The organism is Duganella qianjiadongensis (assembly GCF_009857915.1).
Classification (GTDB): domain Bacteria; phylum Pseudomonadota; class Gammaproteobacteria; order Burkholderiales; family Burkholderiaceae_D; genus Rugamonas; species Rugamonas qianjiadongensis.
In genome coordinates this window covers 279518-293687 of the sequence record NZ_WWCM01000003.1, presented here as the reverse complement: position 1 = coordinate 293687, position 14170 = coordinate 279518, and the positions used below count along the sequence as shown (strand labels likewise).

Here is a 14170-nt window from a genome sequence, read left to right as displayed (position 1 = left end):
ATACCGGCGCAGCAAGGAAAGGCTACACTAGGCTATGACCACACTCTCCGAACTCAATAGCTGCGACAGCGCCACCTTTGTCGACCGCCTGCACGGCATTTACGAACACTCGCCATGGATACCGGAGCGGGCTGCCGCTGCGCGCCCGTTTGCCAGCGTCATCGCACTGAAGCAGGCCATGCAGGCCGTCGTCAGCAGCGCTACGCTGGACGAACAGCTAGGACTGATCCGTGCCCACCCCGAACTGGCAGGCAAAGCCGCCATCAGCGGCCAGCTCACGGCAGAATCCACCCACGAACAGGCCAAATCGGGCCTGCACCTGTGCAGTGCCGAAGAATTCGCCACCCTGCACCAGCTCAATGCCGATTACAACGCCCGCTTCGGCTTCCCCTTCATCCTGGCCGTCAAAGGTCCGGATGGACAGGGGCTGACGCGGCGCGCCATCATCGCCACCTTCAGCCGCCGTCTGAAAAACCAGCGCGCCGACGAGATAGCCGAATGCCTGCGCCAGATTAAACGCATCGCCGAACTGCGCATCAACGATCTGCTGGGCATATCGCTGGCGTTCGGCCCGCAGATCATGCAGTGGAGCGAACAGATAGGCGCTATCAGCGACGCTGACAACAGCGAAGGCAAGGATTTCGACCTGACCTGTGCCTACCTGACTCCGGCCCATCAGCAGACCGCTGCCCAGCTGCTGGCATGGATGCAGCAGGCCGGCATGGAGGCGCACATCGACGCCGTCGGCAATGTGGTCGGCGTGTACCGCGCTGCCGATGCCGCAGCGCCCACCCTGATGACGGGCTCGCACTACGACACCGTGCGCAACGGCGGAAAATACGACGGCCGGCTCGGCATTCTGCTGCCCATCGCCGTGGTCCGGCACCTGCACCAGCGCGGCGAGCGCCTGCCCTACCACCTCGAAGTGGTCGGCTTTGCCGAAGAAGAGGGCGTGCGCTTCCGCAGCACTTTCTTGGGCAGCAATGCCATCACGGGCCACTTCGATACCGCCCTGCTGGACCAGACCGATGCCGATGGCATCAGCATGCGCGCAGCGATCAGCGGCGCCGGCCACGACGTCAACGCCATTGCCGCCATCGCACGCGATCCGGCCCGGCTGCTGGCGTTTGTGGAAGTGCATATCGAACAGGGCCCTGTGCTACTGGAACGCGACCTGCCGCTGGGCGTGGTCACCGCCATCGCCGGCAGCTCGCGCTATCTGGTGGAACTGACCGGGCTAGCCAGCCACGCTGGCACCACGCCTATGAATATGCGCAAGGATGCAGCAGCAGCGGCGGCCGAAATCGTGCTGCTGGTGGAACAGCGCTGCACGCAGGCGCTGGCACTGGTAGGCACCGTGGGCCAGTTGCAGGTACCGGGCGGCTCCGTCAACGTAGTGCCCGGCGCCTGCCGTCTGTCGCTCGACATCCGCGCGGCAGACGATGCCGTGCGGCTGGCTGCCGTCAACGACATCCAGCAGGGCATAGCGCGCATCTGCGAGCAGCGCCAGATCGAATTTACGCTGGAGCCGATAGTCGATGTGGCGGCTGTGCCGTGCGCACCGCGCCTGATGCAGCAACTGGGTGCGGCGGTTGAACGTGCGGGTTTGCCGCGCTTCGATCTGCTATCTGGTGCAGGGCATGACGCCATGGCCATGGCAGCCATCACCGACGTGGCCATGCTGTTCACGCGTTGCGGCAACGGCGGCATCAGCCACAATCCGCTGGAAACCATGACGGCCGACGATGCCGATCTCGCAGCCTGCGTACTACTGGACTTCCTGCGCCAGTACCATTAACGCATCCCTTAGCTGCTCCACTACTGGCCGCCACGTCTGCCCTCCGGCAGGCTGGCGGAACAGCCGCATGGAGGGATACCACGGGCTATCGCTACGCTGCGTCAGCCAGCGCCAGTCGCAACAATAATCAGGCAGCAGCAGCCAGCAAGGCACGCCCAGCGCACCGGCCAGGTGGGCTGCTGCCGTATCGACGCTGATCAGCAGATCGCACTGGCTCAGTATCGCTGCCGTATCGGCAAAGTCACGCAGCTGGTCGCCCAGCACGGTCAGCTGCATCTGCTGCGCCAGCTCTCCCAGCCCGGCGCGGCTGACGCCATGCTGCAAACTGATCAAGGCCACATTCGCTACCTGCGCCAGCGGCGCCAGCGTATGCAGCGATGGCAGCGAGCGCTCGCCATCATTTTCAAACTCGGGATTACCCTGCCATACCAGCCCTACCCGCAGGCGCGCCGCAGGAAGGCGGCTTTGCCAGTACTCCACCAGTGCCGCCTCGCTGGCCAGATATGGTATGGCGGCAGGAACGTTGTCCAGCGTGGTATCGAACCACACGGGTAAATGCATGGGATGACTCCAGTAGTCCCATGGCCCGCCGTCGCAAGGCTCGTTCATGGCAAACACCTGATCGACTCCATTCAGGCTGGCAAACAGCCGCTTTAGCGCAGGCTGGCACAGCAGCGCCACCGTGCGTGCGCCACGCTGCTTGAGCAATGCGGCATAGCGGCTGAACTGGATCATATCGCCCTGCCCTGCTTCCAGCGCCAGTATGATGCTCTTCCCATGCAGGGATACGCCCTGCCATTGCGGGCAGCCGAAAGCTGCACCCAGCGCTTCGAATTCCCAGCGCGCAGCCAGTAGCGGCCAGCCTTCCCGCAAGTGGCCCTGCCTTAGCAGCAGATACGCCAGATTGAAACGGGCACGCGCGTAATGTGGATCGGCCTCGATGGCCAGCTGGTAGGCTTGCTGCGCCTCCGCTTCGCGCTGGCCGCAGGCCAGTATCACGCCCAGCAGCGTGAGCAGGGCCGCATCGTCCGGCGCCTCCACCAGCGCAGCGCGGGCTAGTTGTTCCGCTTCGGGTAAGCGCTTCATCTGCCACAGCAGGGTGGCGAAGTTCTGTCTTAGCTGGACATGCTCAGGGGCCAGCGCCAGCGCCTGACGGTAGTGAAACTCCGCCTCGGCATGACAACCTTGCTGCCCTTTCAGATAGGCGAGATTGGCACGTGCCGCTGCATGCAGCGGCTGCGCCTCCAGCACATCCAGAAAACACTGCTCCGCTGCAGCCAGTTCGCCGCAGTGCAGGTAATGCTTACCTTCGGCGTAGCGCTGCTGCAGTTCAGGCAATCCGGGCCCGCTCCAGCATGGCGTGCAGCAGCACGTTGCAGCCCGCTTCCAGATGCTCGGCCTTGGCGTCCTCGATCTCGTTATGGCTGATGCCATCCTTGCACGGCACGAAGATCATGCCCGATGGCGCCAGCCGCGCCGTGTAGATCGCATCGTGGCCCGCGCCCGACACCACATCCATGGTCGAGTAGCCCAGCCTGGCCGTGGCCTTGCGCACCGCATCCACACAATCGGCATGGAAGGGGCAAGGCGGATAGTAGGACACGCGCTCGATGGAAATTTCCAGCCCGCTGTCTTTGCGGGTCTGCTCGATATATGCCAGCATTTCTTCATGCATGGTGTTGAGCAGTTCATCGTTCACGTTGCGCAGGTCGATACTGAACTTTACCTCGCCCGGTATCACATTGCGGCTATTGGGGAACACCTGCACCATGCCTACCGTGCCGCGGCCATATGGGGGATAGCGGTCGGCTATTGCCACCACCTGCTGCATGATGCGGGTGGCTACCTGCAGCGCATCCTTGCGCAAGCCCATAGGTGTTGGCCCTGCGTGTGCCTCCATGCCTTTGACCACGCAGTCGTACCACGACAGGCCCATCACCGCCGGCACCACGCCGATCACCTTGTCGGCATCTTCCAGCACTGGTCCCTGCTCGATATGCGTCTCGAAATAGGCGCCGATAGGATGGTCGCCAGGCACCTGATCGCCCTTGTAGCCTATGCGTTCCAGTTCCTCGCCTACGCTCTTTCCCTCCGTATCGCGTGCTGCGTAGGCTGTCTCCAGCGTGAACGCGCCGCAGAAGACACCGGAGCCCATCATCACCGGCACGAAGCGCGAGCCTTCCTCATTGGTCCAGAATGCCACCTCGATGGGCGCTTCCGTGCGGATGTTCAGATCATTCAGCGTCCGCACCACTTCCAGCCCCGCCAGCACGCCGTAGTTGCCATCGAATTTGCCGCCGGTAGGCTGGGTGTCGATATGGCTGCCTGTCATCACCGGCGGCAGCGCATTGTTCAGTCCTTCGCGGCGCATGAACACATTGCCGATCTGGTCCACCGTGATCGACATGCCCGCTTCGCGGCCCCAGCGTACTACGAGGTCGCGCCCCTGCTTGTCCAGATCCGTCAATGCCAGACGTTTCACGCCACCTTTAGCCGTAGCCCCTATCTGCGCCAGTTCCATCAGCGAATCCCACAGACGCTGGCCATTAATCCGCATATCACTCATCGCTCTACTCCCCATCTTACCCATTCATCAGCGTGCCGAAGCGGCTTTAAAAGCAGGACGGTCGATGTGACGACCTGCCCCTTCGACGGCCATCAGCGTACCGTTCTGGAACACCACCTTGCCTGCGGCGATGGTGGTCGTATTGATACCACGCACAGTGCGCCCTTCGAACACATTGAATCCGCCCTTGGCATACTGGGTTTTAGCCGATATGGTGCGCCTGCCTTCCGGATCCCACACCACGATGTCGGCATCGGCACCGGCTGCGATCACCCCCTTGCGCGGATACATATTGAAAATCTGCGCCGCATTGGTCGAAGTAACCTTCACAAATTCGGATGGCGTCAGCAAACCGGCATTCACACCTGCGTCCCACACCACCGACATGCGGTCTTCCACCCCGCCGCAGCCGTTCGGTATCTTGGTGAAGTCGTCCTTGCCGGCCGCTTTCTGCGCTGCGCAGAAAGTGCAGTGGTCGGTCGCCGTGGTGTGCAGATTGCCGCCCTGTAGCCCCTGCCACAGCGCCGTCTGATGCTGCTTGCTGCGGAACGGTGGACTCATCACGTGGCCTGCCGCGAATTCCGGATCAGCGCTCTGGTACACGCTATCGTCGATTACCAGATGGCCTGCCAGTGCCTCACCATACACGCGCTGGCCGTGCGCACGGGCACGCGTGATGGCTTCCAGCGATTCGGCGCACGACACGTGCACGATGTACACCGGCGTATTGAGCACATTGGCGATGGCTATGGCGCGATTGGCCGCTTCTGCTTCCACCGCCGGAGGCCGCGACAGCGGGTGCGAGCTAGGGCCTGTCAGCCCCTGCTTCAGCAGATCCTGCTGCAACTGGTACACCAGTTCACCATTCTCCGCGTGCACGGTAGGAATCGCGCCCAGTTCGAGCGAACGGCGGAAGCTCTTCACCAGCGTTTCGTCGTCGGCCATGATGGCGTTTTTGTAGGCCATGAAATGCTTGAAACTGTTCACGCCATGCTGGTTCACCAGCGTGCCCATATCGCGGTGCACGCTGTCGTCCCACCACGTAATGGCCACGTGGAAGGTGTAGTCGCCCGCTGCCTTCTGCGCCCAGCCGCGCCACTGGTGATAAGCCTCGATGAGATTCTGCTGCGGTGCCGGTATCACGAAATCCATGATGGTGGTGGTGCCACCAGCCAGGCCGGCCGCCGTGCCGGTATAGAAATCATCCTGCGTCACCGTCCCCATAAACGGCAGATTCATGTGGGTGTGGGTGTCTATCCCGCCCGGCATCACATACTGGCCGCCCGCGTCGATGACAGTGGCACCGGCAGGCGCCGCCAGATTTTCAGCCACGGCGATAATCTTGTCGCCATCGCACAGTACATCGGCGCGGAACACCCGGTCGGCATTCACCACCGTACCACCGCGTATCAGAATAGTCATCGAGGTCTCCGTTATTTTACGGGCGGGCCGCCTGTGCTGCAGGCAGTGCCTTACCCTTCATCATGACGCCATACACCACGGCAGAAATGGCGATACCGACAAACCATGCATAGGTGTAGAGCGTTTTAAAAATCGGTGCAACGTCAGGGAAAGCTGCCGGGAAGGCCGCATTCATAAAGCCCGGAATATTCGGCAGCACGCCGATCACGAAAGCCACCAGCGCCGTAACGTTCCAGCCGCTGCCATAGGAATACTGGCCGTCTTCGCGGTACAGTTGCGGCACATCGAGTTCCGTCTTGCGCACCAGGTAGTAGTCGATAATCAGTATGCCGGCGATAGGCCCCAGCAGCGCCGAATAGCCGATCAGCCAGGTAAAGATATAGCCCTGGGTCGATTCCAGTATCTTCCACGGCATCATCAGGATGGCGATGCCGGCGGTGATGTAGCCGCCCGTCTTGTACGAAATCTGCTTAGGCGCCAGCGAGGAAAAGTCGTAGGCCGGGCCCACCAGATTGGCCGCCAGATTCACCGACACGGTATCGATCAGCAGTATCAGCAGCGCCACCAGCACAGCCACACCCGTCATGCGGCTGGACAGATCGACCGGGTCCCAGATGGCCTTGCCGTACAGGACCACCGTGGCCGACGTCACAATCACGGCCATCATGGCCAGCAGGCCCATAGGCACGGGCAGGCCGACCGACTGGCCGATCACCTGATCGCGCTGCGACTTGGCGAAGCGGGTAAAGTCGGGAATGTTCAATGCCAGCGTGGCCCAGAAGCCCACCATGGCCGTCAGCGATGGCCAGAACACGGACCAGAACTGGCCTGCCTTCTTGCCGCCTGCGACAAACTGGGACGGCGCCGACAGCAGGTCGCCGAAGCCACCGGCTTTGCTATACACCCAGCCCAGCAGCACGAAGCAGATCAGTATCTTCAGCGGTGCCGTATAGGTTTCCAGCTTGCGGATCGCATCCATGCCATGCACGATGTACCAGAACTGTATGCCCCAGAAAGCGAGGAAGCACAGCAGTTGCCCGCCGTTGATGCCCAGACCTGCCAGCGGCGCGCCGCCGAACTCGCCGCCCAGCATTACGCCGAGCAGCGTATAGATCATCTGGCCGCCGAACCAGGTCTGGATGCCGTACCAGCCGCAGGCCACGATGGCGCGCATCAGCGCCGGCAGCTTGGCGCCACCCGTGCCAAACGATGCGCGCGCCAGCACTGCATACGGTATGCCGTACTTGGTGCCGGCATGACCGATCAGCAGCATCGGCAGCAGCACGATGGCATTGGCCAGAAATACCGTCAGCACAGCCTGATAGCCGGACATGCCACTCTCGATCAGGCTAGCCGAAAGTGTATAGGCCGGAATGCACATCACCATCCCTACCCACAGCGCAGAGAAGTGATACCAGCGCCAGGTACGTTGCGCTGCTGACGTAGGCGCCAGATCCTCATTCCACAATTGCGTACTACCAGTTTGTATTTCGCTCACGGGGCAATCTCCAGAAAATTGAACTATACGCCAACGTTGCAAGTTCCGTACCTAACTTACTGCTTGCCGCGACTGCTGCCCCTATGCCGTTTCGGCCGTCTTTACAGCCTCCGCGCGCGGATTGCGCGGGTCCTGCGTCCAGTTCATATATGGCTTGCCGGTATTCTGCGGCACCATGGTGATGCAGCCTTGCACCGGACAAGTGATCTCGCACAGGTTACAGCCCACGCACTCTTCCTTATTGACTTCGTAAGTACGCACGCCGGCCGCATCGATCAGCTGATTGATCGACTGGTGCGAGGTATCTTCGCAGGCCACATAGCAGCGGCCACACTTGATACAGTCATCCTGATTGATCTGGGCGATCACCTGATAATTCATGTTCAGGTATTTCCAGTCGGTGGTGTTGGGCACTGCCTTGCCCACGAAATCATTGATGCTGCTGTAGCCCTTCTCGTCCATCCAGCGCGACAAGCCATCCTTCATCTGCTCGACGATGCGGAAGCCATGCAGCATGGCCGCCGTACACACCTGCACGCAGCCTGCGCCCAGCGCCATGAACTCGGCCGCGTCGCGCCAGTTGCTGATGCCGCCTATGCCGGAGATCGGCACGCCACGCGTTGCCGGATCACGCGCGATTTCCGCCACCATGTTCAGCGCAATCGGCTTGACGGCAGAACCGCAGTAGCCGCCGTGCGTGCTGGCACCGCCAACGATAGGGAAAGCCACCATCTGGTCGAGATCGAGATGGGTGATGGAGTTGATGGTATTGATCAGCGAAACCGCATCGGCGCCACCCGCCTTGGCAGCGCGGGCCGGCGCGCGGATGTCGGTGATATTGGGCGTGAGCTTGACGATGACGGGCAGCTTGCTGTGCGTCTTGCACCAGCGCGTCACCATCTCCACGTATTCAGGCACCTGCCCCACCGCTGCCCCCATGCCCCGTTCCGGCATGCCGTGCGGGCAGCCGAAGTTCAGTTCGATGCCGTCCGCGCCGGTGGCTTCTACTTTGGGCAGTATCTCGGCCCACAGTTTTTCCTCGCACGGCAGCATCAGCGAAACGATGATGACGCGATCCGGCCAGTCCTTTTTCACCTGCGTGATTTCCTGCAGATTGACTTCCAGCGGGCGGTCGGTAATCAGCTCGATGTTGTTAAAGCCTATGACCTCGCGGTTCTTGCCGTAGTGCGCCGAGTAGCGCGACGAGACGTTGACGGCAGCCGGATCTTCACCCAGCGTCTTCCACACCACGCCGCCCCAGCCAGCTTCGAAGGCGCGCACCACGTTGTAGGCTTTATCGGTTGGCGGCGCCGAAGCCAGCCAGAACGGATTGATCGATTTGATGCCGCAGAATTCTATGCTCAGGTCAGCCATTATTGGGCCTCCGCTTTCAGTGCAGTTTTTAGTAGTTGCATGTCTTGATGGATGGCGATGGCCGCCAGTTTGCCGTGCTGCACCGCCTGCACGGTCAGATCCTGTCCGGGCGCCACACAGTCGCCGCCAGCGTAGATACGTGGCAGCACTGTGCGGAACTGATCGTCGACGTGGATTTTGTCACCGTCGCGTTTCAGCGTTTTCGCCAGTGGATCACTGATGCTCGTTTCGTCCATGCTCTGTCCGATGGCCTTGAAGATCGCGTCCGCCGCAATCTCGAAAGTCTCGCCAGTACCAGCCAGACGGCCATTGTTCATGGCAGTTCTTTCGAAGCGCATACCGCGTACGCGGCCTGCATCGTCCAGCAGCACCTGCTGCGGCTGGGCCCACGTGCGCATGCGCACCTGATTTTCCTTGGCGATGTGCTGCTCGTGCTCCGTCGCGCTCATTGCTTCGAAACCGCGGCGGTACACCAGCGTGACTTCTTCCGCCCCCAGGCGCTGAATCTGCACGGCCATATCGATGGCCGTGTTACCGGCGCCGATCACGATGGCGCGCGCCGGCACCGGCAAACTGGCCAGATCATCGGTCTGGCGCAGCGCGGCGATGTATTCCACAGCGGCCAGCAAACCCGGTGCATCTTCGCCCGTCAGGCCCAGCCGCTTGCTGGTGCCCAGACCAAGACCGAGAAATACGGCGTCATACTGCGCATGCAGATCTTTCAGTTGCAGATTGCCGCCCAGCGTATGGCCGTGACGGATTTCGATACCGCCGATGTCGAGCAGGAATTCGACTTCCTTCTGCGCGAAGTTATCGGTCAGCTTGTACTTGGCAATGCCGTACTCATTGAGGCCACCGGACTTCTCCTTGGCCTCGAACACCACCACGTCGTTGCCCAGCATGGCCAGACGGTGTGCGCACGACAGACCGGCGGGACCAGCACCTACCACGGCGATTTTCTTGCCGGTGCTGGCGGCACGCTTGAACGGATGTTCGGCAAACGACATGTGATCAATAGCGTAGCGCTGCAGCAGACCAATCTTGACAGGCTGGCCTTCGGCATCGTGATTGCGCACGCAGCTATCCTCGCACAGGATTTCTGTCGGGCAGACGCGTGCGCAGCTACCGCCTAAAATGTTCTGCTGCAGGATGCCAGCCGCTGCGCCGTTCACATTGCCGTCGTGGATATTGCGGATAAAGGCCGCCACATCAATCTCTGAAGGACAGATGCGGGTGCAAGGCGCATCGTAGCAATACAGACAGCGTGCGCTTTCAATCGCCGCCTGTCGCTCATTGAGTGCCGGCGCCAGATCGGTGAAGTGTTTAGCCAATGATTCATTGGCTTCCTTGGGATGCGGTATGTATTTGAGAGAGGCTATCATCATGGTTTCCGTAAGATTTATTTCATCTGTGGGAATGCAAATTCTGCGCCAGCGCTAGCCGTATTCGGCCAGCGCTGCATCACAGCTTTATGCCGCGTATAGAAGCGCACACCTTCGGGTCCGTAAGCGTGGTGATCACCAAACAGGCTACGCTTCCAGCCACCAAAACTATTGAATGCCATCGGCACTGGCAGCGGCACATTCACGCCCACCATGCCCACCTGAATCTGTCGCACAAACTCGCGTGCCACACCGCCATCACGCGTGTAGATCGCCACCCCGTTGCCGTACTCGTTACGGTTGATCAGCGCTACCGCCGTACCCACATCGGGCGCGCGCAGCATGCATAGCACGGGGCCGAAAATCTCTTCCTTGTAGATGGTCATATCGGGCGTCACATGATCGAACAGCGTGCCGCCCACGAAGAAGCCCTGCTCGCGTCCCGGCACCACATAATTGCGGCCGTCCACCACCAGTTTGGCGCCCTGTTCCACGCCTTCGCTGATCAGGCGCTCGATGCGCTGCTTGGCGGCGCTCGAAACCACCGGCCCCATTTCGGCATCCGCTGCCATACCGTCGCGCACTTTCAGTGCAGCAGTGCGCTTTGCCAGTGCATCGACAATCTTGTCGCCGGCATCGCCCACCGCCACCACCACCGAGATGGCCATGCAGCGTTCGCCCGCCGATCCATAGGCTGCGCCCATCAGTGCATCGACGGTCATTTCCATGTCCGCATCGGGCATCACCACCATGTGATTCTTGGCGCCGCCCAGTGCCTGCACGCGCTTGCCGCTGGCACTGCCGCGGGCATAGATGTATTCGGCAATCGGGGTGGAACCGACAAAGCTCACCGCCTGCACCACCGGATGATCGAGCAGCGCATCGACCGTGACTTTATCGCCCTGCACCACGTTGAAGACACCATCAGGCAGACCGGCTTCCTTGAGCAGTCTGGCATGCAGCAGCGATGGCGAAGGATCGCGCTCGGAAGGCTTGAGTACAAAAGTGTTACCGCAGGCGATAGCGACGGGGAACATCCACATCGGCACCATCACGGGGAAATTGAACGGTGTGATACCCGCCACCACACCGAGTGCCTGTCGCATCGACCACGCATCGATGCCGCGCGAAATCTGGTCGGTGAATTCGCCCTTCAGCATCTGCGGTATGCCGACGGCAAATTCCACCATCTCGATACCGCGCGCCACTTCGCCCTGTGCGTCGGCAAAAGTCTTGCCGTGTTCGCGCGTCAGCATGGTGGCAAATTCGTCGGTATGCTGCTGGCACAGTTGCAGGTATTTGAACAGTACGCGCGCGCGCGTCAGCGGCGGCGTGGCCGACCACGCAGGGAAGGCGGCTTCCGCTGCGCGCACGGCGGCATCTACTTCATCCGTCGTACCCAGAGCCACTCTGGCTACCGGTTGCCCCAGCGCGGGGTTGAACACGTCCGCATAGCGGCCGCTGTGCGTATCGACTGCCACGCCGTTGATGTAATGGGTAATCGTCTCCAGAGTGCTCATAGTGTTCTTTCTCTATGCGTTCAGCCCAGCAGGCTGTCGGCGTCAACGTAGGGATAGCCCAGACCATGTGCCACCGCTTCGTAGGTGACATGGCCCAGACAGACATTCAAACCATTCTTCAGATGGGGGTTGGCTTTCAGCGCTTTCTGCCAGCCCTTATCCGCCAGTGCCACCGCGTGCGATATGGTGGCGTTATTCAGTGCAAAAGTGGAAGTGCGTGCCACGGCGCCCGGCATATTCGCCACGCAGTAGTGCACCACACCATCCACCACAAAGGTTGGCTGCTCGTGGGTGGTGGCATGCGAGGTTTCGAAACAGCCGCCCTGATCGATCGCCACGTCCACCACCACCGCACCGGGCTTCATGCGGGCGATCATTTGCTTAGTCACCAGCTTGGGCGCCGCCGCACCGGGCACCAGCACACCGCCTATCACCAGATCCGCATCGAGCACAGCCTGTTCGATGGTGTGGGCATTCGAGTACAGCGTGCTGATACGGTTGCCGTACACCAGATCGAGTTGGCGCAGGCGATCCACATTCTTATCAAGGATGGTCACGCGCGCGCCTATGCCCACTGCCATCTGCAAGGCATTGGTGCCAACCACGCCAGCACCGATGATGGCCACGTGGCCGGGCGCCACACCGGGCACACCGCCCAGCAACAGGCCCATGCCGCCTTTGGACTTCTCCAGATGGGCAGCGCCAGCCTGTATCGACATGCGCCCGGCCACCTCGCTCATCGGTGCCAGCAGGGGCAGGCCGCCGTTAGCGCCCGTGATGGTTTCGTAGGCGATGCAGACCGCGCCAGATGCCACCAGAGCCCTGGTCTGCCCGGGGTCCGGCGCGAGGTGCAGATAGGTGTACAGAATCTGACCTTTGCGCAGCATGGCGCATTCTTCCGGCTGCGGCTCCTTCACTTTGACGATCATCTCGGCGCGGGCAAAAATTTCGCCCGCCGTCTCGACGATGCTGGCGCCGGCGCCTTCATACATGCTGTCGGCGAGGCCGATGGCCGCGCCAGCATTTTTCTGCACCAGAACCTGATGACCACGCAATACGAGTTCCTTCACGCTGGCCGGGGTAAGGCCAACGCGGGACTCCTGGTTTTTGATCTCTTTTGGGACACCTACCAGCATGCTGTTCTCCTTGTGTGACTGGCTATGCTGCTATGCCAGATTTTTTAGGACAGTCGTGAGCTTTCCAAACAGTTCATCGATATGTTTTTTCTCCAGAATCAGAGGTGGCGACAGAGCGATGATGTCGCCGGTAGTACGTATCAGGATGCCGTCGGCAAAGGCCTGCTTGAAGGCGGCAAAGGCGCGCGCGCCGGGCTTGCCGGGGATGGGCGCCAGCTCGATGCCCGCGATCAGGCCTATGGTGCGGATGTCGATCACGTGCGGCAGGCCTTTGAGCGAGTGCACCGCGTCGGCCCAGTACTCGGCCAGACCGGCAGCGTTTTCCAGTATCTTCTGTTCCTTGAACACTTCCAGCGTCGCCAGCGAAGCGGCGCAGGCCACCGGATGGCCGGAGTAGGTGTAGCCATGGAATAGTTCGATGCCGGCCGGCGCTTCCATGAAGGCTTCGTAGATATGCTTTTTGGTGAACACGGCGCCCATAGGAATCACGCCATTGGTCAGGCCTTTGGCAGTGGTCATCATGTCCGGTTCCACCTCGAAGTAGTCGGATGCAAACGGCGTGGTGAGGCGGCCAAAACCGGTAATCACTTCATCGAAGATCAGCAGGATGCCGTGCTTGGTGCATAGCTCGCGCAGCCGTTTCAGATAACCCTTGGGCGGAATCAGCACGCCGGTGGAACCGGCCACCGGTTCGACGATCACGGCAGCGATGGTGGATGCATCATGCAGTGCGACGATACGCTCCAGTTCATCGGCCAGCTCGGTGCCGTATTCCGGTTCGCCACGCGTGTAGGCATTCTTTTCCAGATTGTGCGTATGCGGCAGGTGGTCCACACCGGGCAGCATCACGCCATACGGCTTGCGGTTGCCGGCGATGCCGCCGACCGAAATGCCGCCGAAGCCCACGCCGTGATAACCGCGCTCGCGGCCGATCAGGCGGGTGCGGCTGGCTTCACCGCGCGCCTTGTGATAGGCCAGCGCGATCTTCAGCGCGGTATCGACCGACTCGGAACCGGAGTTGGTGTAGAACACCTGGCCAAAGCGGTGGCCGGTGTATTCCATCAGCTGCTCGGCCAGATCGAAGGCGGCCGGATGGCCCATCTGGAAGGTCGGTGCAAAGTCCAGCTGCCCCACCATCTCGCGCACTGCTGCAACAATCCTGGGCTGGGCGTGGCCGCAAGGTACGCACCACAGACCGGCCGTACCATCGAGGATGCTGTTGCCATCCACATCCTTGTAGTACATGCCTTGCGCCGACACCAGCAGCCGCGGATGGGCCTTGAAGTCGCGGTTGTTGGTAAATGGCATCCAGAAGGACGTCATCGATGCTGGTCTGGATTCGTTCATGCTCATCTCCTGTTGTACGGCGTGCGTTCAAATGGGGGCTTTTTGACAAACCGTAAAAAAATTTACCAGTTGGCAAAATGATGATGCAATAATAGACAGCGCAACAATGATGGCACAGATACACAAA

The 14170-nt window shown here is 61.0% G+C and carries 10 protein-coding genes; 1 reads left to right on the top strand and 9 read right to left on the bottom strand.

Annotated features, from left to right (window positions below):
- Positions 1 to 34: 34 nt before the first annotated feature.
- Complete coding sequence (locus GTP27_RS06985) at positions 35 to 1798, top strand: allantoate amidohydrolase (protein ID WP_161038454.1); 1764 nt, start codon at positions 35 to 37, stop codon at positions 1796 to 1798.
- On the opposite strand, the gene GTP27_RS06980 is transcribed toward GTP27_RS06985, so the two are convergent.
- The 9 genes from GTP27_RS06980 to aptA form a co-directional block, all read right to left on the bottom strand.
- On the bottom strand, positions 1769 to 3136 hold the full coding sequence (locus tag GTP27_RS06980) for a tetratricopeptide repeat protein (RefSeq protein ID WP_229633482.1): 1368 nt from the start codon (positions 3134 to 3136) through the stop codon (positions 1769 to 1771). The two genes, GTP27_RS06985 and GTP27_RS06980, sit on opposite strands and share 30 nt — an antisense overlap.
- Entirely contained in the window at positions 3129 to 4364 is a 1236-nt protein-coding gene (locus GTP27_RS06975) for a Zn-dependent hydrolase (protein ID WP_161038452.1), read from the bottom strand. Before GTP27_RS06975 ends, GTP27_RS06980 begins: the two co-directional genes overlap by 8 nt.
- A 27-nt stretch (positions 4365 to 4391) precedes the next feature.
- On the bottom strand, positions 4392 to 5786 hold the full coding sequence (gene hydA, locus GTP27_RS06970) for a dihydropyrimidinase (RefSeq protein WP_161038451.1): 1395 nt from the start codon (positions 5784 to 5786) through the stop codon (positions 4392 to 4394).
- 16 nt (positions 5787 to 5802) lie between these two features.
- Positions 5803 to 7284: an NCS1 family nucleobase:cation symporter-1 gene (locus GTP27_RS06965; protein ID WP_161038450.1), complete on the bottom strand. Its 1482-nt coding sequence runs from the start codon at positions 7282 to 7284 to the stop codon at positions 5803 to 5805.
- Between the two features lie 81 nt (positions 7285 to 7365).
- A complete protein-coding gene (preA, locus tag GTP27_RS06960) occupies positions 7366 to 8658 on the bottom strand; it encodes an NAD-dependent dihydropyrimidine dehydrogenase subunit PreA (protein WP_161038449.1) in 1293 nt (430 codons plus the stop codon).
- Positions 8658 to 10043 (bottom strand): NAD(P)-dependent oxidoreductase, encoded by a 1386-nt coding sequence (locus tag GTP27_RS06955; protein ID WP_161038448.1) that lies wholly within the window; start codon positions 10041 to 10043, stop codon positions 8658 to 8660. Before GTP27_RS06955 ends, preA begins: the two co-directional genes overlap by 1 nt.
- A gap of 14 nt (positions 10044 to 10057) precedes the next feature.
- The gene (locus GTP27_RS06950; RefSeq protein WP_161038447.1) at positions 10058 to 11560 is read right to left on the bottom strand and encodes a CoA-acylating methylmalonate-semialdehyde dehydrogenase; all 1503 of its coding nucleotides are present in this window, start codon (positions 11558 to 11560) and stop codon (positions 10058 to 10060) included.
- 20 nt (positions 11561 to 11580) lie between these two features.
- Positions 11581 to 12696 carry an alanine dehydrogenase gene (ald, locus tag GTP27_RS06945; RefSeq protein ID WP_161038446.1) on the bottom strand — a complete coding sequence of 372 codons (1116 nt, stop codon included), beginning with the start codon at positions 12694 to 12696 and terminating at the stop codon, positions 11581 to 11583.
- Positions 12697 to 12726: 30 nt separating this feature from the next.
- Positions 12727 to 14043: an omega-aminotransferase AptA gene (gene aptA, locus GTP27_RS06940; protein WP_161038445.1), complete on the bottom strand. Its 1317-nt coding sequence runs from the start codon at positions 14041 to 14043 to the stop codon at positions 12727 to 12729.
- Between the last annotated feature and the right edge of the window lie 127 nt (positions 14044 to 14170).

Bases quoted from the DNA above. Each gene is read 5' to 3' on its own strand.
- GTP27_RS06985 (WP_161038454.1), top strand. From the start codon at position 35: ATGACCACACTCTCCGAACTCAATAGCTGCGACAGCGCCACCTTTGTC.
- GTP27_RS06975 (WP_161038452.1), bottom strand. From the start codon at position 4,364: ATGAGTGATATGCGGATTAATGGCCAGCGTCTGTGGGATTCGCTGATG.
- hydA (WP_161038451.1), bottom strand. From the start codon at position 5,786: ATGACTATTCTGATACGCGGTGGTACGGTGGTGAATGCCGACCGGGTG.
- preA (WP_161038449.1), bottom strand. From the start codon at position 8,658: ATGGCTGACCTGAGCATAGAATTCTGCGGCATCAAATCGATCAATCCG.
- GTP27_RS06955 (WP_161038448.1), bottom strand. From the start codon at position 10,043: ATGATGATAGCCTCTCTCAAATACATACCGCATCCCAAGGAAGCCAAT.
- GTP27_RS06950 (WP_161038447.1), bottom strand. From the start codon at position 11,560: ATGAGCACTCTGGAGACGATTACCCATTACATCAACGGCGTGGCAGTC.
- ald (WP_161038446.1), bottom strand. From the start codon at position 12,696: ATGCTGGTAGGTGTCCCAAAAGAGATCAAAAACCAGGAGTCCCGCGTT.
- aptA (WP_161038445.1), bottom strand. From the start codon at position 14,043: ATGAACGAATCCAGACCAGCATCGATGACGTCCTTCTGGATGCCATTT.